The organism is Bradyrhizobium sp. SZCCHNR1051, from assembly GCF_032489615.1.
GTDB lineage: Bacteria > Pseudomonadota > Alphaproteobacteria > Rhizobiales > Xanthobacteraceae > Bradyrhizobium.
The window spans coordinates 67,769-87,730 of the sequence record NZ_JAUEYJ010000023.1; the positions used below are offsets into that span (position 1 = coordinate 67,769).

Annotated in this window: 19 protein-coding genes and 1 other RNA gene; 9 read left to right on the forward strand and 11 right to left on the reverse strand. The window is 66.0% G+C overall.

Features of this window, described 5'->3' with window-relative positions:
• Positions 1–153: 153 nt before the first annotated feature.
• Together dapD and dapE are read left to right on the forward strand one after the other, a co-directional pair.
• On the forward strand, positions 154–999 hold the full coding sequence (gene dapD / locus QW868_RS26080; protein ID WP_315775602.1) for a 2,3,4,5-tetrahydropyridine-2,6-dicarboxylate N-succinyltransferase: 846 nt from the start codon (positions 154–156) through the stop codon (positions 997–999).
• A 59-nt stretch (positions 1,000–1,058) separates the two neighbouring features.
• Complete coding sequence (gene dapE, locus QW868_RS26085; protein WP_316231872.1) at positions 1,059–2,213, forward strand: succinyl-diaminopimelate desuccinylase; 1,155 nt, start codon at positions 1,059–1,061, stop codon at positions 2,211–2,213.
• Between the two features lie 19 nt (positions 2,214–2,232).
• Here the strand turns inward: dapE and QW868_RS26090 are convergent, their stop codons facing one another.
• The 4 genes from QW868_RS26090 to def form a co-directional block, all read right to left on the reverse strand.
• Positions 2,233–4,290 (reverse strand): HAMP domain-containing methyl-accepting chemotaxis protein, encoded by a 2,058-nt coding sequence (locus tag QW868_RS26090; protein ID WP_316163408.1) that lies wholly within the window; start codon positions 4,288–4,290, stop codon positions 2,233–2,235.
• A gap of 154 nt (positions 4,291–4,444) precedes the next feature.
• A complete protein-coding gene (gene truA, locus QW868_RS26095; protein ID WP_315734935.1) occupies positions 4,445–5,182 on the reverse strand; it encodes a tRNA pseudouridine(38-40) synthase TruA in 738 nt (245 codons plus the stop codon).
• Between the two features lie 117 nt (positions 5,183–5,299).
• Entirely contained in the window at positions 5,300–6,235 is a 936-nt protein-coding gene (gene fmt / locus QW868_RS26100; RefSeq protein WP_316231873.1) for a methionyl-tRNA formyltransferase, read from the reverse strand.
• Positions 6,236–6,376: 141 nt separating this feature from the next.
• A complete protein-coding gene (gene def / locus QW868_RS26105) occupies positions 6,377–6,904 on the reverse strand; it encodes a peptide deformylase (protein ID WP_315783908.1) in 528 nt (175 codons plus the stop codon).
• Between the two features lie 169 nt (positions 6,905–7,073).
• On the opposite strand from def, the gene QW868_RS26110 reads away from it, so the two are divergent.
• Entirely contained in the window at positions 7,074–8,306 is a 1,233-nt protein-coding gene (locus tag QW868_RS26110; protein WP_316231874.1) for a DNA recombination protein RmuC, read from the forward strand.
• 43 nt (positions 8,307–8,349) lie between these two features.
• Positions 8,350–9,735, forward strand: a complete 1,386-nt coding sequence (locus QW868_RS26115) for an AmpG family muropeptide MFS transporter (RefSeq protein WP_316231875.1) — start codon at positions 8,350–8,352, stop codon at positions 9,733–9,735.
• 204 nt (positions 9,736–9,939) lie between these two features.
• Here QW868_RS26115 and QW868_RS26120 read toward each other — a convergent pair whose 3' ends face one another.
• The 5 genes from QW868_RS26120 to ffs form a co-directional block, all read right to left on the reverse strand.
• Complete coding sequence (locus QW868_RS26120) at positions 9,940–10,365, reverse strand: hypothetical protein (RefSeq protein WP_315773633.1); 426 nt, start codon at positions 10,363–10,365, stop codon at positions 9,940–9,942.
• Positions 10,366–10,385: 20 nt separating this feature from the next.
• Positions 10,386–10,985 (reverse strand): recombination mediator RecR, encoded by a 600-nt coding sequence (gene recR / locus QW868_RS26125; RefSeq protein ID WP_008964175.1) that lies wholly within the window; start codon positions 10,983–10,985, stop codon positions 10,386–10,388.
• A 25-nt stretch (positions 10,986–11,010) separates the two neighbouring features.
• On the reverse strand, positions 11,011–11,331 hold the full coding sequence (locus QW868_RS26130) for a YbaB/EbfC family nucleoid-associated protein (RefSeq protein ID WP_315715348.1): 321 nt from the start codon (positions 11,329–11,331) through the stop codon (positions 11,011–11,013).
• A 103-nt stretch (positions 11,332–11,434) separates the two neighbouring features.
• Positions 11,435–13,273 carry a DNA polymerase III subunit gamma/tau gene (locus QW868_RS26135; protein ID WP_315783914.1) on the reverse strand — a complete coding sequence of 613 codons (1,839 nt, stop codon included), beginning with the start codon at positions 13,271–13,273 and terminating at the stop codon, positions 11,435–11,437.
• Positions 13,274–13,405: 132 nt separating this feature from the next.
• Positions 13,406–13,502, reverse strand: an RNA gene (gene ffs, locus QW868_RS26140) — signal recognition particle sRNA small type.
• Between the two features lie 145 nt (positions 13,503–13,647).
• Here ffs and QW868_RS26145 point away from each other — a divergent pair.
• From QW868_RS26145 to QW868_RS26165, 5 genes are all read left to right on the forward strand, one after another.
• The gene (locus QW868_RS26145) at positions 13,648–14,067 is read left to right on the forward strand and encodes an HIT family protein (RefSeq protein ID WP_315773628.1); all 420 of its coding nucleotides are present in this window, start codon (positions 13,648–13,650) and stop codon (positions 14,065–14,067) included.
• Positions 14,068–14,070: 3 nt separating this feature from the next.
• Positions 14,071–15,015: an NAD(+) diphosphatase gene (gene nudC / locus QW868_RS26150; protein ID WP_315773626.1), complete on the forward strand. Its 945-nt coding sequence runs from the start codon at positions 14,071–14,073 to the stop codon at positions 15,013–15,015.
• 130 nt (positions 15,016–15,145) lie between these two features.
• The gene (locus QW868_RS26155; RefSeq protein WP_315773624.1) at positions 15,146–15,646 is read left to right on the forward strand and encodes an Lrp/AsnC family transcriptional regulator; all 501 of its coding nucleotides are present in this window, start codon (positions 15,146–15,148) and stop codon (positions 15,644–15,646) included.
• A 112-nt stretch (positions 15,647–15,758) separates the two neighbouring features.
• Positions 15,759–16,088, forward strand: coding sequence for a hypothetical protein (locus tag QW868_RS26160; RefSeq protein WP_315775612.1), 330 nt, complete (start codon positions 15,759–15,761; stop codon positions 16,086–16,088).
• A gap of 20 nt (positions 16,089–16,108) precedes the next feature.
• A complete protein-coding gene (locus QW868_RS26165) occupies positions 16,109–17,575 on the forward strand; it encodes a methyl-accepting chemotaxis protein (RefSeq protein ID WP_315753813.1) in 1,467 nt (488 codons plus the stop codon).
• 63 nt (positions 17,576–17,638) lie between these two features.
• Here the strand turns inward: QW868_RS26165 and QW868_RS26170 are convergent, their stop codons facing one another.
• Together QW868_RS26170 and QW868_RS26175 are read right to left on the reverse strand one after the other, a co-directional pair.
• Positions 17,639–19,138: a phosphomannomutase/phosphoglucomutase gene (locus QW868_RS26170; RefSeq protein WP_315812548.1), complete on the reverse strand. Its 1,500-nt coding sequence runs from the start codon at positions 19,136–19,138 to the stop codon at positions 17,639–17,641.
• A gap of 224 nt (positions 19,139–19,362) precedes the next feature.
• On the reverse strand, positions 19,363–19,863 hold the full coding sequence (locus QW868_RS26175; protein WP_315753978.1) for a TIGR02281 family clan AA aspartic protease: 501 nt from the start codon (positions 19,861–19,863) through the stop codon (positions 19,363–19,365).
• Positions 19,864–19,962 lie beyond the last annotated feature (99 nt).

The window sequence follows — 19,962 nt, forward strand, 5'->3', positions numbered from 1 at the left end:
AGCACGATAAGCCGCACCTCCCGCGCGGACGGCCCCCGCCACCGATGCGTCCTTGACTCTCCGGGTCCAAATCCCGAAAAAGCCGCCCTGCCCACCATGCTCGTACACGGCCGTCCCCGGCTTTCTGCCCAGGGACCAAGCGAGGATCGACCGATGTCACTGTCCGCCCTGGAATCCACCATCAACAGCGCCTTCGATGCCCGTGATGGCGTCTCGACCACGACCAAGGGCGAGGTCCGCGACGCCGTGGAGAGCGCGCTGGAGTTGCTCGACAAGGGCGAGGCCCGGGTCGCTGAGCGCGGCACTGACGGCAAATGGAGCGTCAACCAGTGGCTGAAGAAGGCCGTGCTGCTGTCGTTCCGCCTCAACGACATGAGCGTGATCCCGGGCGGCCCCGGCCAGGCGTCGTGGTGGGACAAGGTGCCGTCGAAGTTCGAAGGCTGGGGCGAGAACCGTTTTCGCGATGCCGGCTTCCGCGCCGTGCCCGGCGCGATCGTGCGCCGCTCGGCCTACATCGCCAAGAACGTCGTGCTGATGCCGTCCTTCGTCAATCTCGGCGCCTATGTCGACGAAGCCACCATGGTCGACACCTGGTCGACGGTCGGCTCCTGCGCCCAGATCGGCAAGCGCGTGCACATCTCCGGCGGCGTCGGCATCGGCGGCGTGCTGGAGCCGCTGCAGGCCGGTCCTGTGATCATCGAGGATGACTGCTTCATCGGCGCGCGCTCGGAGGTTGCCGAGGGCGTGGTCGTGCGCAAGGGGGCGGTGCTGTCGATGGGCGTGTTCCTGGGCGCGTCGACCAAGATCGTCGACCGCGAGACCGGTGAGGTGTTCGTCGGCGAGGTGCCGGAATACGCCGTCGTTGTGCCGGGCGCACTGCCGGGCAAGCCGATGAAGAACGGCCAGATCGGCCCCTCCACCGCCTGCGCCGTCATCGTCAAGCGGGTCGACGAGCGCACCCGCTCCAAGACCTCGATCAACGAGCTCTTGCGCGACTGATCGTCCGCGCTCGGGCGGCCGCACTAGCCGCCGCCCGAACGCCCATGTTAAGCGAGGGCATGACCGATGCCCTCGCCATCACCCGCGACCTGATCCGCTGTCCCTCAGTGACCCCCGCCGATGCCGGGGCACTCGGCGTGCTCGAGGCCCTGCTGAAACAGGCCGGCTTCACGACCCATCGCGTGACCTTCTCGGAAGCAGGCGCCGCCGATATCGACAACCTCTACGCCCGCATCGGCACCGAGGGGCCGCACATCACCTTCGCCGGCCACACCGACGTGGTGCCGCCCGGCGATGAAGCGGCGTGGAGCCTTGGCGCGTTCTCCGGCGAGGTGAAGGACGGCTACATCTATGGCCGCGGCGCCGTCGACATGAAGGGCGGCATCGCCTGCAGCGTTGCGGCCGTGCTCGACTATCTACGCGATCACGGCGGACAGCCAAAAGGCTCGATCTCGTTCCTGATCACTGGCGACGAAGAGGACGTCTCGGTCAACGGCACCATCAAGCTGTTGCAGTGGGCGGCCGAGCGCGGCGAGCGGTTCGACCATTGCGTGCTCGGCGAGCCGTCCAATCAAGAGGTCATGGGCGACTGCGTCAAGATCGGCCGCCGCGGCTCGCAGTCCGGCACCCTGATCGTCGAGGGCAAGCAGGGCCACGTCGCCTATCCGCACCGTGCCTCCAACCCGGTGCCGGACATCTCGCGCCTGATCGTCGCACTGTCGGACGAGCCGCTCGATCATGGCAGCGCGCAGTTCCAGCCGTCGAATCTCGAATTCACCACCGTCGATGTCGGCAACACCGCAACCAACGTCATCCCGGGCCTGGCGCGGGCGAAGTTCAACATCCGCTACAATGACTGCCATACGCAGGAGACGCTGCGCGCGCTGGTGGAAGAGCGGCTCGCCAAGGCCTGTGGCAACCGCATCCGCGCCCACATCGACTGGCTGCCGTCGAACTCCAACGTGTTCCTGACCAAGCCCGGACCGTTCACCGACCTCGCCGTCGCCGCGATCGAGAGCGTGACGGGGCGCAAGCCGGAGCTGTCGACCACCGGCGGCACCTCGGACGCGCGTTTCATTTCGAGCTACTGCCCGGTGATCGAGTTCGGCCTGGTCGGCCAGACCATGCACCAGATCGACGAGCGCGCCTCGGTCGCCGACATCGCGACCCTGACGAAGATCTATCGCGGCATTCTCGAAAGATATTTCGCCTGAGCGGCGCGCCTGATCCTGATCAGGCGGCCTTCACCTCCGCCAGGAACTGATCGACCTCGCGACGCAGGTCGGTGGCCTGGCCGGCAAGGCTCGCCGCGGAGTCGAGCAGCGAGCGCGCCGATCCGCGGGTGTCCGCGGCGGCCGCGCTGACCAGCGCGATCGACGACGAGACGTCGTTGGTGCCGCTCGCGGTCTGCTGCACACTGCGGGCGATCTCCCGGGTCGTGGCGCTCTGCTCGGCCACCGCGCTCGCCACCGCACCGGTGACGCCGCTGATGGTGTTGACGACGGCGGCGATCTTCTCGATCGCGGCCACCGTGCTGCCGGTCTCGTTCTGGATCGCGGCGATCTGGCTTTCGATCTCCTCGGTGGCCTTGCTGGTCTGGGATGCGAGACTCTTCACCTCGGATGCAACGACGGCAAAACCCTTGCCGGCCTCGCCGGCGCGCGCCGATTCGATCGTGGCATTGAGCGCGAGCAGATTGGTCTGCGAGGCGATGGCGCGGATCAGCTGCACGACGTCGCCGATGCGCGTGGCGCTGCCGGCGAGCGTGCGCACCTTGTCGGTGGTGTCGAGCGCCTGGCTGGTCGCGTTGGAGGATTCCGACGCGGCTTCCGCGATCTGCCGGGTGATCTCCTTCATCGACGCGTCCAGCTCCTCGGAGGCAGCCGCCACCGTATTGACGCCAGAGGTCGCCTGCGCCGCCGCTTCGGCCACGGCGGTGGCACGGGACGCGGTGGTGCTGGCCGAGCCGTCGAGCGTCTCGGCCGATTGCTTCAGGCCGCTCGCGGCATCGCTCAGCCGGCCACACAGCGTGTCGATGACCTCGCCGAAGCGGCGCGTGAGCGCCTCGATCTTCTGCCGACGGGCGTCGCGCCGGGCCTCGGCATCGGCGCCCTGCAGCGACAGCCGGTCGGCCTCCGCCGATTTCTCCTGCAGAACACCGATGGCGTTGGCGAGCGTGCCGATCTCGTCGGTCCGATCGCCATATCCGATCTCGACGCTGCGCTCGCCACCGGCGATCCGACGGATCATCTCGGTCAGATTCGACAGCGGCTTGATCACGCGGGCATTGAACCAGACCGTCCCCAGTGCGGCGGCCGCGACGTTGACCAGCAACAGGACCAGCGCCAGGGCAAAACGGGTCTGCGACTCGGCAATCGCGACCTCGCTCTGGCTCAGCGCCTCGGCGAGGGCTGCATCCCGCAGCGGCAGGATCGTATCGAGGATCGGGAATACGGACCGCAGGAACTGGTCGGGATCGAGCTCGAGCACCTTGCCCCGGTTCGGCACCACCTGCGACGAATAGAACTCGCCACCGCGGGCCCAATAGCCATTCTCGACCTCGGTCAGGGCCGCGAAGATCGGCTTCTGGTTGATCTCTGCGGCAGCGAGCTTGGCCGTCGTCCAGATGCGCTCGATGCGTCCCTTGAACGTCGCGAGCGCCTCGGCCGGTTCACCCGCCATCGGCTGCTTGGTCGCGATCATGCGAACGAACGTCGTCGTGGCGCGACCGGCCCAGTCGCGCAAATCCCAGCCGATCACCGCGAGACGCGCCGCCTGGCCTACCGCGGGATTGGCCGCATTGATCCGGCGCACGATCACGTCGACATGGCTGCCGGTCGTTTCCTGGATCGTGAACATCTGCGGCACGTAATCACGGACGATTGCTTCGGATCGCGCCGCCTTGGCCTGCGCGACGGCATCGAGAGCGGCCCCGCGCGTCGCACGCAATTTCTGTTGGATCGAGTCCAGCGCGGCGGTGTCTTCACTCAGCAGCGCCAGGCTGCGCGCCTTGGCGAAGGCGTCGTCAGAGCCTTGAAGTATCTTCTGCAGCGCGGCCAGCTCATCGGCCGTCGCCGGATTCGGCGATGCCAGCCGCGGATTGACCATAGCGCGCTCGAGGTTCAGCTTTTCAGGCAGCCGCAGCATGGCGGCCAGCAGCTGCGTATCACGGCCTGCCGTCCTCGCGGCCTGCAGCGAGGTCAGCTGCTGCCAGGCGAACAACATGGTTGCGAGCAGGCCGATGACGGCCCCGAGCAGCAAAGAGAGCAGGAAGACTTGACGAATGCGCACGATCGACCTCGCTGGACAGCAGCCTGAGGTCCGGATAGCAGCGAGGGCTTCAATTTGGAGTTAATGAATCCTGTCCCTTACTCCCGAAACGACTACTCATTAGGATAATCATTGGCAGCTAATAGCGATTTGCGGGTTCCACTGCAGAACGATCTCAATAGTCGACCTTCACGAGATAGAGGCCTTCCGGCGGGGCGACGACGCCACAGGCGGCGCGATTGCGCGCGGCGAGCGCGGCGGCGAGATCATCGGCGCTCCAGCGGCCCTGCCCGACCCACACCAGCGAGCCAACCATCGAGCGCACCTGGCTGTGCAGATAGGAGCGTGCGGAGGTGAGGATGGTGATGGCATCGCCGTCCCTGACGACGTCGAGCTGATCGAGCGTCTTCTCCGGCGATTTTGCCTGACATTCCGTGTCGCGGAAAGTCGTGAAATCATGCTTGCCGATCAGCCGCTGGGCCGCCGCGTGCATCGCGTCCGAGTCGAGCCGCTGCGGCACGCGCCAGACGCGGCCGACCTCGAGCGCGAGATTGGAGCGGCGGTTGACGATGCGATAGCGATAGTGCCGCCTGCGGGCGGAGAAGCGTGCTTCGAAGGTGTCGGGAACGATCTCGGCGTCGAGCACCGCGATCGGGTTGGGCCGCAGATGCGCGTTGAGCGCGTCGCGCAATTTGTCGGGCCGGAATTCTTTCTCAACGTCGCAATGCGCGACCTGACCGGTGGCGTGGACGCCGGCATCGGTGCGCCCCGAGCCATGCACCCGGGTCGGCACGCCACAGGTCGCCTGCACCGCCGCTTCGAGCGCGCCCTGCACCGACGGCAAGGTCGCCTGCAGTTGCCAGCCGCAGTACGGCGCGCCGTCATATTCGATGGTGAGCTTGTAGCGGGGCATCTGACCCGATCGAGTTTTGCCGTCATTGCCGGGCTCGACCCGGCAATCCATCCCTGGACGAAGCTTGTTCTTGAGATGGATGCGCGGGTCAAGCCCGCGCATGACGAGATGAGGTGGTCAGCCGAAACGCAGGCCCGGCGCGATACGGGTGCCGCGCAGGAAATCCGCGGCCTTCATGGGACCCTTGCCGGCGCGCTGTAGCTCGGTGACGCGGATGGCGCCGTCGGCGCAGGCGATGGTGAGCTGCTCGTCAAGAACGGCGCCCGGCTCGCCCCCGCCGTCGGCAAGCGCGCAGCGCAGGATCTTCAAGCGGACCGCTTCGCCATCAAGCGTGAACTCACTCCAGGCGCCAGGAAATGGCGACAGGCCGTGGATGTGCCGCAGCACCGCGTGGGCCGGCTTCGTCCAGTCGATCCGCGCCTCGGCCTTCTCGATCTTGGCGGCGCAGGTGACGCCTTCCTCTGCCTGCTTCGTCAGCGTCAGCCCGCCGCGCTCTAGCGCCGCCATCGCGCGCACCATGAGATCGGCGCCGATCCGCGACAGGCGGTCGTGCAGATCGGACGCCGTCATCGCATCGGTGATCGCAAGGCGCTCGGCCATCGCGACATCGCCGGTGTCGAGCCCGACATCCATCTTCATCACCATGACGCCGGACTCGGCATCACCCGCCATGATCGCGCGGTTGATAGGCGCGGCACCGCGCCAGCGCGGCAGCAGGGAAGCGTGGAGATTGTAGCAGCCGAGCTTGGGCGCATCGAGAATGGCTTGGGGAAGGATCATGCCGTAGGCGACGACCACGGCCGCATCGGCCTGATGAGCCTGAAACTCGGCCAAGGCCTCCTCGGTCTTCAGCGTCTTCGGCGTGAACACGGCAATGCCGAGCCGGCGCGCCTCGGTCTCGACCGGCGTCGGCTGCAGCGCGAGGCCGCGGCGGCCGCCGGGTTTCGGCGCGCGCGTATAGACCGCCGCGATCTCGTGGCCGTGGCCGGCGAGTTCGAGCAGGGTCGGCACGGCGAAATCCGGCGTGCCCATGAAGATCAGGCGAAGCGGCATCTGGTGGAAGATCCTGCATTGCCGAATCCTCCGCGTCATGGCCGGGCTTGTCCCGGCCATCCACGTCGAGCTGCCTGTAACGCGCGGCGAGACGTGGATGCCCGGGTCAAGCCCGGGCATGACGGAGGAGAGAGTTGATCGTTACTCGCTGGCGCGCTTGGCGGCCTTGGTGAACTTCTTCATCACGCGGTCGCGCTTCAGCTTCGACAGATAGTCGATGAACAGCACGCCGTTGAGATGATCGATCTCATGCTGGATGCAGGTGGCGTAGAGCCCCTCGGCATCCTCCTCGCGGACCACCCCGTCGAGATCGATGAACCGCACGCGCACGCGCGCTGGCCGCTCGACCTCCTCGTAATATTCGGGGATCGACAGGCAGCCTTCCTCGTAGACCGACAGCTCGTCCGACTTGGCGACGATCTCCGGATTGATGAAGACGCGCGGCTCGCGCTTGCCTTCCCCGTTCGCGTCGGGCTTGGCCAGATCCATGGTGATGACGCGCAGCGGCTGCGCGACCTGGATCGCTGCGAGCCCGATGCCCGGCGCGTCATACATGGTCTGGAACATGTCGTCGACCAGCTGCCGGATCTCCAGCGTGACCTTCTCGACCGGCTTGGACACCAGCCGCAACTGCCGGTCCGGCAGGATGATGATTTCTCTTAGGGACATGGCGCGCGATTTAAGCCGCGGAACCGGCGGGGTCAATGTGATGGCTCGCGGTTAAGACTTCACTAACCATGAATTTCAACGTTTCGTTAACCATGATTCTTAACGTGCCCTTAACCATAATTGTTCTCTCTTCGTTCGCGAGCTTGCGCGAATCGGATAGACGGGGGTGATGACCGTCAGCCAATCCCTCAATCCTGTCGTCGTCATCATCGGCGACCTGCCCATCAGGGCGAGCGATGCGCTGATCGGATTCGGCGTACTGGTGCTGCTACTGCTCGTGATCATCGTGGCCGCCGTGGCCCGCTCCGGACGGCGCGGCGCGGAGCTCGCCGCCCAGCAGGCGATGCGGGCTGACGAGCTCGAACAACGGTTCGGCGAGATGATCCGCGTCCAGAGCGAGGCCTCCGGACGGGTCGACGCGATGGCCCAGTTGCTCGCCGGCCGTCAGGTGGACCTGGCCCGCAGCGTGAACGAACGGCTCGATGCGGTCACCCACCGCGTCGGACAGTCGATGGAGCAGAGTACGCGCCACACAATGGATAGTCTGCGCGTGCTGCACGAGCGCCTCGGCATCATCGACAACGCCCACCGTGATCTCAGCGAGCTGACGACGCAAGTGACGACCTTGCGCGACGTCCTCGCCAACAAACAGTCGCGCGGCGCCTTCGGCCAGGCGCGCATGGAGGCGATCGTCCAGGACGGGCTTCCGAAGGGCAGCTACGCGTTTCAGCACACGCTCGCCAGCGGCAAGCGGCCCGACTGCGTCGTGTTCCTGCCCGATTCGCGACCGCTGTGCATCGACGCCAAGTTTCCGCTGGAAGCCGTGACCGCGCTGCACGACGCCGTGACCGAGGAGGAGAAGCGCGCCGCGGCGCAGCGGCTGCGCACCGACGTGCTCCGCCACGTCAATGACATTGCCGAGAAGTACCTCGTGGTCGGCGAGACGCAGGACACGGCGCTGATGTTCGTGCCGTCGGAATCGGTCTATGCCGAGATCCATGACGGCTTCGACGACGTGATCCAGAAAGCCTATCGAGCGCGCGTCGTGCTGGTGTCGCCATCGCTGCTGATGCTCGCGATCCAGGTCATGCAGCAGATCATGAAGGATGCGCGCATCCGCGACGCCGCCGACCAGATCCGCAACGAGGTGATCCATCTCGGCGACGATCTCGGCCGCCTGCGCGAGCGCGTGCTCAAACTGCAGAAGCATTTCGGCGATGTCGGCGAGGACATCCGCCAGATCCTCATTTCCGCCGACAAGATCGAGAAGCGCGCCGCCCGCATCGAGGAGCTCGATTTCAGCAAGCAGGATTCGCCGGTGGACTCACCACGCATCGCGCCGGTTACCGGCACGACGCCGGATCTGTTTCCGCTGGCGGGACGCGTGCAGGTGGGGGAGTGATGGTGGCGTCGCGAAGGCCGTTCAAATCTGCTACCACCCGCCCATGACCGCACCTGACGCCGCTTCCGAGATCCCTGCTGCCGCTCCAAAGCCCGGCGCTGCCAAACCCGCCCCCACCTGGCGCGAGAGCATGGCCGTCTACTTGCAGCCGCGCGTGCTCGTGGTGCTGTTCCTCGGCTTCTCGTCGGGACTGCCGCTGGCGTTGTCCGGCTCGACGCTTCAGATCTGGATGCGTGAGCTCGGCGTCGATCTCGGCACGATCGGGCTGTTCGCCCTCGTCGGAACGCCTTACACGCTGAAATTCCTTTGGGCGCCGCTGGTGGACGCGCTGCACGTGCCGCTGCTCACGCGCGCGTTTGGACGGCGGCGCGGCTGGCTGGTGTTCGCACAGCTGCTCTTGATCGGCGCCATCCTGCTGCTGGCGCTCACCGATCCGGCACATGCGCCGTTCATGGTGGCGCTGGCCGCGCTGCTGGTCGCCGCGATGTCGGCGACCCAGGACATCGTGGTCGATGCCTTCCGCGTCGAGAGCCTGCCGGAGAGCGAGCAGGCCGCGGGCATGGCGGCGTATGTCGCCGCCTATCGCATCGGCATGCTGGTCTCGACCGCCGGCGCACTGGTGGCGGTCAGTGCATTCGAGAACTCGGGGCTGACGCGTCCGTCGTCCTGGATGTGGGGCTATGTTGCGATGGCCGTACTGGTGCTGATCGGCACGATCACGGCCCTCGCGGCGACCGAGCCGGCCCAGTCGCAGCAGGCGGAGGCCGCGATGGGTGCGGACACCGCGCTCACCCGCGTGATGCATGCGGCTGCCGGAGCCTTCGTCGAGTTCCTCGGCCGACGTGATGCGCTCACGGCGCTCGCCTTCGTCGTGCTGTTCAAGTTCACCGACGCCTTCTCCGGCACGATGACCGCGCCGTTCGTGATCGATCTCGGCTTCAGCAAGGTCGACTACGCCGCGATTGTGAAAGGCGTGGGCCTCGCCGCGACGCTCGCCGGCGGCTTTGCCGGCGGCTTCGTCGCGCGACGCTATTCGCTCGCGACGAGTCTCTGGATCGGCGGCATGGTGCAGGCGCTGGCAAACCTCTCGTTCTCCTGGCTTGCGATCGTCGGAGTCAATCAATGGGCACTGGCGCTGGCGATCTCGGCGGAAAACTTCACCAGCGCGGTCGGCACCGTGATCTTCGTCGCCTATCTCTCCGCGCTGTGTCAGAACCCGCTGCACACCGCCACCCAATATGCACTGCTGACCGCGCTCGCCGCGGTCGGGCGCACCTATTTGTCGTCAGGCGCCGGCTACGTGGCGAAGGCGACCGGCTGGCCGCTGTTCTTCGTGATCTGCGTGCTGGTCGCGATCCCGAGCCTCGTGCTGCTCGCCTGGCTGCAGCGGCGCGGACATTTCGACCAGTTGGGGCCAGTGAAGGTGTAGCTGCCGCCTCACATTCGACCGTCGTCACCCACCACCGGGTGTCGTCTTCGACGAGCCCGATGACAGGCTCCGACGGGTGACCCAGTATTCCAGAGACGTCAGCCATCGACCGAGCAGCCGCGGGGTACTGGATCGCCCGGTCGAGCCGGGCGCTGACAGCGGAAAGTCAGGACGCCGCGCTCGCGTGGACGGCCCAATCAGGTCTCACCGCTTCACTAAGCTCCACTTGGTCACGACCGCCTCGCTCATCTGTCCCGCATCCTGGGCGCAGGCGATCTCGTCGACCTTGACCGCGATCTGCTTGCCGAGCAGACCCTTGAGCTGCGACGCCTGCGCCGTGTTCGCGGTAACGAGCTGGAACGTCTCCGGGCCGGTCTCCAGATTGCACAGCCCGCTCGGCGGCGGCAGGCGGCGCGGCTCGCTCGTGATCTGATAGGCGGCGGACGGCTGGCCCGGCTTGGCGCCTTTGAGCTTCAGCGCGTTCAGCTCGCCCGACAGCACGTCACCGGCATTGAGCGGCTTGCCCGCCTTCTGCGCCGCCTCGCTTTGCTGCGCCAGCACTGACGGCGCCGAGAGCGCCGCCAGAATCGCGCCCAAAGCCAGCCGTTTGCCGAATCCGCGTTTCGTCATCATTCCACTTCCGTCTGTGCTTAGAACAAGGTCCGCTGCCGCATCGCGGCCGAGAGCGTGCCTTCGTCGAGATAGTCGAGCTCGCCGCCGACCGGCACGCCATGTGCCAGCCGCGTGACCTTGACGTTCGCCTCCTGCAGGAGGTCGGTGATGTAGTGCGCGGTGGTCTGGCCGTCGACCGTCGCATTCAAAGCGAGGATGATCTCGGACACCTCGGGCGCATGCGCGCGCTGCACCAGCGCATCGATGGTGAGATCCTGCGGGCCCACGCCGTCGAGCGGCGACAGCGTGCCGCCGAGTACGTGATAGCGGCCGTTGGAGGCCTTGGCGCGCTCCAGCGCCCAGAGGTCGGCGACGTCGGCGACGACGACGATCATCGCCGGATCGCGACGCGGATCGGTGCACACGGTGCACGGGCTTTGCGTATCGATGTTGCCGCAGGTCTTGCAGACCTGGATGCGATCGATCGCGACCTGCAGCGCCGAGGCAAGCGGCACCATCAGCGCCTCGCGCTTCTTGATCAGATGCAGGGCGGCGCGCCGCGCCGAGCGCGGACCGAGGCCGGGCAGGCGCGCAAGCAATTGGATCAGGCGTTCGATCTCGGGACCGGCGACGGCCATCAGTTCACAAATGTCATCAGGTCAACTAACCAAAACCGAAGCCTGGCGGCAGGCCGAGCTTGCCGGTGATGGCCTGCATCTTCTCCTGCATCGCGGCTTCAGCCTTGCGGCGCGCATCGCCATGCGCGGTGACCAGCAGGTCCTCCAGGATCTCGGCCTCCTCCGGCTTGAGCAGCGACGGATCGATCTTGATGCTCTTCACGTCCATTTTGGCGGTCATGCGCACGGCAACCAGACCGCCGCCCGAGATGCCCTCGACCTCGACGTTGCCGAGTTCCTCCTGCATCTCCTGCATCTTCGTCTGCAGCTGCGCCGCCTGTTTCATCATGCCGAGAAAGTCAGCCATCGGAGCACCTCATCATCAGTCATCTTGTTGAGCATGATCTCCGCGCAAACGCCTTTGGCGTTTGTCGCGAGGAAAACCGGTTTCCACTTTTCCGGATCATGCTCTAGAAATCATCATCGTCGGACTCGTCGGGCGGCTCGACAGCACTGGCGTCCGATTCGGGCGGCTCGGGGGCGAGCCGGCGCACTTCGACCACCTTGGTGCCCGGGAACCGCGCCAGGATCTCCTGCACGCGCGGATCGGCCTCCGCCGCCGCCTCGCGCTCGCTCTTGGCGCGCAGATTCTGCTCGCGCAAGGTCGCCTGGCCCGGCTCGTTGGAAACGATCACCGTCCAGCGCCGGCCGGTCCAGTCTTCCAGCTTGCGCCCGAGGTCCGAGACAAGCGAGCGCTGCGCCGTCCGTTCCAGCGCGATCTCCAGTCGTCCCTCTTCGAAGCGGACCAGCCGCACATCCATCTCGAGCGCGCTCTTGGTGATCAGGTCACGATTCTTGCCGGCCAGCGCGACGAGTTCCTGAAAGCTCCCTATGCGCAGTGCGGGCTGGTCCTGTGATGCCGGCGACGGCTGCGATGACATCGCCTGCGGGCGCATCGAACCGCCGACCGCGGCGAGCGTCGGGCCTTGCGCGCGCGGCGCCTGCATCGGCGCCGACGTCATCACAGGCGGCGCCCCCGCGCTCATGCCGGATGCCGGCGCAGGGCGCGCCCCGCCGCCGTTCGTGACGATCGGCGAGCCACCACCGCTCTGCTCGATCATGCGAATGGCTTCGTCGGGTGTCGGCAGATCGGCCGCGTAGGCGATGCGCACCAGCACCATTTCCGCCGCTGCAGCCGGGCGCGTCGCGCCTTGTGTCTCGGCGATGCCCTTGAGCAGCATCTGCCACATCCGCGACAGCACCCGCATCGACAGCTTGGTGGCGAAGTCGCGCGCGCGCAGCCGCTCGGTCTCGCTGAAGGCGACGTTGTCGGCCGTGGCCGGCACGACCTTCACCCGGGTGACGAAGTTCACGAACTCGGCCAGATCCGACAGCACGACCACGGGGTCGGCGCCGACGTCATATTGCTCGCGGAATTCCTTGAAGGCGGCGGCAATGTCGCCGCTGGCGAGATGGTGGAACAGGTCGATCACGCGGGTGCGATCGGCGAGGCCGAGCATCTGCCGGACATCGTCGGCGCGGACCTCGCCGGCGCTGTGCGCGATCGCCTGATCGAGCAGCGACAACGAATCGCGCACCGAGCCTTCGGCGGCGCGCGCGATGATGCCGAGCGCCTCGGGCTCGATCGTCACGCCTTCCTTGGTCGCGATGCCCTGGAGATGCTTCATCAGCACCTCGGCCTCGACCCGGCGCAGATCGAAGCGCTGACAGCGCGACAGCACCGTCACCGGCACCTTGCGGATCTCGGTGGTGGCGAACACGAACTTGGCGTGCTCCGGCGGCTCCTCCAGCGTCTTCAGGAAGGCGTTGAACGCCGCCGTCGACAGCATGTGGACTTCGTCGATGATGTAGACCTTGTAGCGCGCGCTGGCCGGCGCATAGCGGACGCTGTCATTGATCTGGCGGACGTCGTCGACGCCGGTATGGGACGCCGCGTCCATCTCGAGGATGTCCATGTGCCGGCTTTCCATGATCGCCTGGCAATGGGTGCCGAGCACCGGCATGTGGATGGTCGGCCCCTTCACCGAGCCGTCCGGCAGCTCGTAATTCAATGCGCGGGCGAGAATGCGGGCGGTGGTCGTCTTGCCGACGCCGCGGACGCCGGTCAGAATCCAGGCCTGCGGAATCCGGCCGGTCTCGAACGCGTTCGAGACCGTGCGCACCACGGCCTCCTGGCCGATCAGATCTGCGAAGCTGGCGGGGCGGTATTTGCGCGCCAGCACCCGGTAGGGCTTGGCGGGAGCGTCGGCGCTGTCAGGCGGAACAGGTGGGGCGCCAGCGTCGGTCATCGAGCGATCCGCAAGTGAGTATTCCAGGCCGGCATCGATCGCGGGTCGTCGACGCAATCAGCCGGAGCGCGGTCGAGCGCCCGCCCTGCGCGGGGTCCCCGCCATCTTTGCGCGATTCGCTCGAGAAAACAGGTAGGAGACTGACGAGCGACCCGATCCGGACCTCGTTAGGGCTGCTTCCTTCCGGACCTGACCCGGTTGGCGAGTGGCTCGTCCACCGCCAATCTCCCGCTGCCTATTTGGGGCCAAACGGTCCGGAAAGCAAGCGCGAGCTTCGCCGGGGCGGCCCACCGCCCCGCGGGCTTGTGCCGCAGCTCGGAAAGGCTTTAGGTGCCGTCGAATTCCCCGCCAGACCGTCCGCCAGGAACCGCCGCATGCCCGAATCAGCCTGGTCGCTGCATCCGCAACTTGCGAAGGATACGATCGACATTGGCGACCTGCCGCTGTCCCGCGTGCTGGTGATCAAGGACGCGAACTATCCTTGGCTGCTGGTGGTGCCGCGCCGCGAGGGCGCGGTCGAGATCATCGATCTCGACGAGGTTGCGCAGGCGCAGCTGATGACCGAGATCACGCGGGTGTCGCGCGCGCTCAAGGAGATCACCAAATGCGACAAACTCAACGTCGCCGCGCTCGGCAACATGGTGCCGCAGTTGCACGTCCACATCATCGCGCGACGCACAAGTGACGTGGCCTGGCCGCGACCGGTGTGGGGCACCGCGCCGCCTGTGCCTCACGATGCGCAGGAGGTGCAGCAGTTCATCAGCGCTGTCAGGCGCAAGATCTGGTTAGGGTAAGAGATGTCGCCATTCGACTTGTTTCCGCTCGGCAAGCCGGCCTTCGTCAGCCATCCAATCGATCGCGCCGCCCATCTGCGCTTCCATGATGACAAGCTGATCGCCTTCGAGAGCAATCCCTCGACGCGCGCCTATGTCGTGCACCGCGATTCGCTGGTGCTAAAGCGCGACGGCGACCAGCTGCGCGCGCTGCTGTCGATCGACGAGGCGCTGAAGTTCGGTGCCAATCCGGGAACGATCTTCCTCGGGCTGCAGGACGGCGCGGCCGTGTTCGGCATGGGCATCTCGCCGGCCGCCGTCGAAAAGCTCGCCGGGCGCGACGATGTGTCGGTCGCCGAGCTGCGCGGGATGGCGATGCAGGGTGCGACCCCGGTCGACCAGCTGGCGACGATCGCGATGGCGAAATCCCTGGTGTCCTGGCATCAGCGTCACGGCTTCTGCGCCAATTGCGGCGCCAAGACCGCGATGCGCGAGGGCGGCTGGAAGCGCGAATGCCCGAGCTGTAAGACCGAGCATTTCCCGCGCACCGATCCGGTCGTGATCTCGCTGGTCGCTTCCGGCGACAAGTGCCTGCTCGGGCGGCAGAAGCAGTTTCCGGCCGGCATGTATTCCTGCCTCGCCGGCTTCGTCGAGGCGGCCGAGACGATCGAGGACGCCGTCCGGCGCGAGGTGTTCGAAGAATCCGGCATTCGCTGCACCGACGTGACTTATTACATGACCCAGCCCTGGCCCTACCCGTCGTCGCTGATGATCGGCTGCAGCGCCCGGGCGCTCAACGAAGACATCGTCATCGACCGTAACGAGCTCGAGGACGTGCGCTGGTTCAGCCGCGACGAGGCCCGGCAGATGCTGGTGCGGCAGCATCCGGATGGCTTGGCGGGACCGCATCCGTTCGCCATTGCTCATCATCTGGTCGGCCGCTGGCTGAAGGAGAACGACGAGCGGTAACAGGAGACCGGCCTACCCCTCCGCGAAAGCGGCCAGACCCGGCCGCAACGGGCTGAACGGCCGATCCTTGCCTTGGAACGATTTTCTCTATATGAGGGTTTTATAGCCTTCATATGGAACAAGTTTCTCCATGACCGATGTCGCCGCCCAAAGCTCCGAGGCCAATCGCCGGCTCGATGCCATCGACCGCAAGATTCTGATGGTCCTGCAGGAGGACGCTTCGCTGTCCGTCGCCGAGATCGGCGACCGGGTCGGACTGTCGTCGACACCGTGCTGGAAGCGCATCCAGCGGCTGGAGGCCGATGGCGTGATCCTGCGCCGGGTGGCCCTGGTCGATCAGAACAAGATCGGGCTCGGCATCTCCGTGTTCGTGTCGGTGGAGAGCGCCGACCATTCTGAGGCCTGGCTGCGCAAATTCGCCGAGGCGGTCAGCTCGATGCCGGAGGTGATGGAGTTCTACCGGATGGCCGGCGACGTCGACTACATGCTGCGCGTCGTCGTTGCGGACATGCAGAGCTACGATGTCTTCTACAAGAAGCTGATCAGCGCGGTGCCCCTCAAGAACGTCACCTCGCGCTTCGCCATGGAGAAGATCAAGTCGGTGACGGCGCTGCCGGTGCCGCCGGTCTGAGCCGAGCATTCCGGGCAGCTTCGACGTTGCAGCGCTAGCGTCCCGAACCTCGGTCGTCATCCCTAACGAACGTTTACCTGAAGTTATTCCCATCCCTCTATTCTTGGATGCGATGACGTCCGGTGCAACCATACCTCAGCCTTCGCGCGCCTGGCTCAATGCCACGGCGCTCCTGATCGCGAGCTTTGTCGCGGTTGCTGCGCTGTCACTCCAGGTGCGCATGGGGAGCGAAATCGTGGCCGTCGCTTTCCCACCTTGGTGGAGCGCGCAACAGGCGATGCTCGCTGCGGCCTCGGCTGACGCCGCTCTCGTGCGCACGACGACCGTTTCATCGCTGCTGGTCGTCCGTCCCGGCGAACACGACGGCTTGGCGCGGCTGCGCGAGGCTGGCGCCTGGCTCATCATCGATCCGCAGGCGGTCTCCGCCTGCTTTGCAAAATGATCTCTTTGGGGGAATAGGAAATGACCGTCGAGACCAGCGATCTGGCAACCCTCCGGCACACGACCAGCAAGCTTCTGCTGGCGGTGCTCTGGGTTCACGTTCCGCTCTCCCTCATCATCGGGCTGTCGCGCGGCGACTGGTTGATGCCGACCATGCTCATGGTCGTCATGGCAGTGGTGGCAACCCTTTCCTGGCGCAGCGCTGGCGACACTTTGTCGACCCAGCTCACCGTCGCAGTCGCCGTCATGGGCGGCGTATCCGTGCTCGTCTACCAGATGTCCGGACATGCCTGGCAGATCGACATGCACATGTATTTCTTCGCGGCGCTGGCCTGTCTGGTCGCATATTGCGACTACCGGCCGATCCTGGCCGGCACCGTCGCCGTCGCGCTTCACCATCTGGTCCTGAACTTCGTCTTTCCTGCAGCGATCTACCCGGGCGGCGCTGATTTCGGCCGCGTTGTGCTGCATGCGGTCATCCTGCTGATCGAGGCCGGCGTTCTCATCGCCCTCGCGCTCAAGCTGACGCAGTTGTTCGAAACCAGCGCGCGCAAGACCGCGGAAGCCGAATCGGCGATCGCTGCCGAGGCGCGCGCCAACGCCGAGCGGTTCGAGGCCGAGCAACGCGTCAAGCAGCAGACCGATCTTGCCCGGCGCGAGCTGGCAGAGGGCTTCGAGCGCAAGATCGGCGGCATCGTCGAGGCGGTGGCCGTCGCCGCAAACGAGATGCAGAGCCTGTCCTCGTCGATGAGCCGGAGCAGCGCCGAGTCCTCGCGCCAGACGTCGGCCGCGGCCGGCGCCTCGCAGCAGGCGTCGACCAATGTCGAGACGGTCGCTGCAGCAACGGAAGAGCTGACTGCGTCGATCAACAACATCTCGCAGCAGGTGACGCGCTCGGCGGAGATCGCCGCGAAAGCGGCGGACGAAGCTCGCCGTACCAACACGGTGGTCGAGAGCTTGGCTGCCGGCACCCAGAAGATCGGCGAGGTGGTGACGCTGATCCAGACGATCGCCAGCCAGACCAACCTGCTGGCGCTGAATGCCACCATCGAGGCGGCGCGCGCTGGCGAGCACGGCAAGGGCTTCGCCGTCGTGGCAAGCGAGGTCAAGGCGCTCGCCAACCAGACCGCGAAGGCCACCGAGGAAATTTCCAGCCAGGTGCAGAGCATCCAGAGCGCCACGGGTGACGCCGTCAGCGCCATCCAGGCGATCGGGGGAACGATTGCCGAGATCGACGAAATCTCCAAGGAGATCGCCACCGCGGTCGAGCAGCAGGGCCTCGCCACCGGAGAAATTTCCGGCAACGTGCAGCAGGCGGCCGAAGGCACGCGGCTTGTCAGCCAAAGCATGGGCAGCGTGACCCGTGCCTCCGACGAGACCGGCAGCGCCGCGTCCCGGCTGCTGGAGTCGGCGAACGGACTATCCTCGCAATCCACCCGGCTCAAATCCGAGGTCGATCAGTTCCTGAGCTCCCTGAGGGCTGCTTGATCCCATCGAATAGGATGGGATCAGCGCGAGCATCGGCCCCAGCGCGACATCATCAACGCGGCCTCAGATCGTCTGGTTGTAGGCGCCGACTTCGGGATGCGTCCGCAGCACCTCGTTGACCGCCTCGAACATGTCGTGCATGCGCCGCTCGGACACCGGGCTTTCGACTACCACCACGAGCTCGGGCTTATTGGATGACGCTCGCACCAGACCCCAGCTGCCGTCCTCGACCGTGACGCGCACGCCATTGACGGTGACGAGATCGCGGATCGGCTGGCCCGCGACCTTGCCGCCCTGCTGCTGCAGCGCCTGGAAATGCTTCACGACGGCGTCGGCGACGCCGTATTTGACCTCGTCGCCACAATGCGGCGACATCGTCGGCGACGACCAGGTCTTCGGCAGCGCGTCCTTCAGGTCGGCCATCGATTTTCCGGGCGCGCGATCGAGCATCTCGCAGATCGCGATCGCCGAGACCAGACCATCGTCATAGCCGCGACCGAATGGCTTGTTGAAGAAGAAGTGGCCGGATTTCTCGAAACCGGCGAGCGCGCCGAGCTCGTTGGTGCGGCGCTTCATGTAGGAATGGCCGGTCTTCCAATAGACGGTCTTCGCGCCCTGGGCCTGCAGCACCGGATCGGTCATGAACAGCCCGGTTGATTTCACGTCGACGACGAACTGCGCATTCTTGTGGATCGCCGACATGTCGCGCGCCAGCATCACGCCGACCTTGTCGGCAAAAATCTCCTCGCCGGTGTTGTCGACCACGCCGCAGCGGTCGCCGTCGCCATCAAATCCGAGACCGACATCGGCCTCGTGCGCGAGCACGGCATCGCGGATGGCGTGCAGCATCTCCATGTCTTCGGGATTGGGATTGTATTTCGGGAAGGTGTGATCGAGCTCGGTGTCGAGCGGGATCACCTCGCAGCCGATCGCCTCCAGCACCTGCGGCGCGAACGCGCCCGCGGTGCCATTGCCACAGGCCGCGACCACCTTGAGCCTGCGCTTGAGCTTGGGACGGCTGGTGAGGTCGGCGATGTAGCGCGCCGGATAGTTCTCGTGAAATTGGTAGGAGCCGCCACCGCCGTTCTTGAACTCGGCGTTGAGCACGATCTCCTTCAGCCGGGTCATCTCCTCGGGCCCGAAGGTGAGCGGACGGTTGGCGCCCATCTTCACGCCGGTCCAGCCGTTGTCATTGTGCGAGGCGGTCACCATGGCGACGCAGGGCACGTCGAGATCGAACTGCGCGAAATAGGCCATCGGCGTCACCGCGAGGCCGACGTCATGCACCTTGCAGCCGGCGGCCATCAGGCCCGAAATCAGGGCGTATTTGATCGAGGCGGAGTAGCCGCGGAAATCGTGCCCGGTCACGATCTCCTGCTTCACGCCGCGTTCGGCGATCAGCGCGCCCAGCCCCATGCCGAGCGCCTGCACCCCCATCAGATTGATCTCCTTGTTGAACAGCCAGCGCGCGTCATATTCGCGGAAGCCCGTCGGCTTCACCATCGGCTCGGATTCGAAGGCGTAGGTATTGGGAACCAGGACGGGCTTGGGTTTCGGAAACATCAGGAGACGGCCTCGGCAATATCACATCAATGGAAGAAGGCGTTCATGCTTAGCACGACGTCAGACAACAGTGTCAGAAGGCAGAGGAATGCAGGCAACAATCGGGCAGGACCGCTCGAGCAGGCCACCCGACGAACTATTCAATGACTGCGACTCGGGATCGGCCTGCCTGCCGGTATATGGGGGCCGGTGACGCGCGAAACAACATTCCGCTTCGGTGCAGCCTACTGCTCCAGCACCATCTGGCCGTTGGCGTAGGCGAAACGCTTCAGCTTGGACAGGAACGACAGGCCAAGCAGATTCTCCGACAGCGCCGTATCGGGCAGCACCAGGGCATCGACGTCACGCACGGTGAGCTCGCCGAGCTCGACCATCGCAAGCTTGGCCCGGGCGGCCTTCACGGTGCCGTTGGCCGTGGTCACGGTGGCGGTGTAGTCGCCGCGCGCCGGACGCAGGCCGAAACGGGCGGCCGAGCTCTCGTTCAGCGCGACCATCGAGGCGCCGGTATCGACCATGAAGCTGATGCGCTGGCCGTCGATGCGGCCGTCGGCGCGGAAGTGACCGCGGCGGTCGGTCGGAATGCTCAGGCTGCGCTGGCCCGCAGCAGACGGTTCCGCCGTGGCGACCCGCGCGGACGGCGTCGCGGATGCCGACGCGGGGGTCAGGCGATCGGCCAGTTGCGCCATGAAGGTGCCGAGACCGACGAGAACGGCCGCGAAGATCATTATGTTACGCATGACGCAAACGCCCGACTTTACCCCGCAACCGATTTGACCATCAAAGCCGCTGACGGGCGACTGCGAGCGACCGGCTGCCGCCGCCAT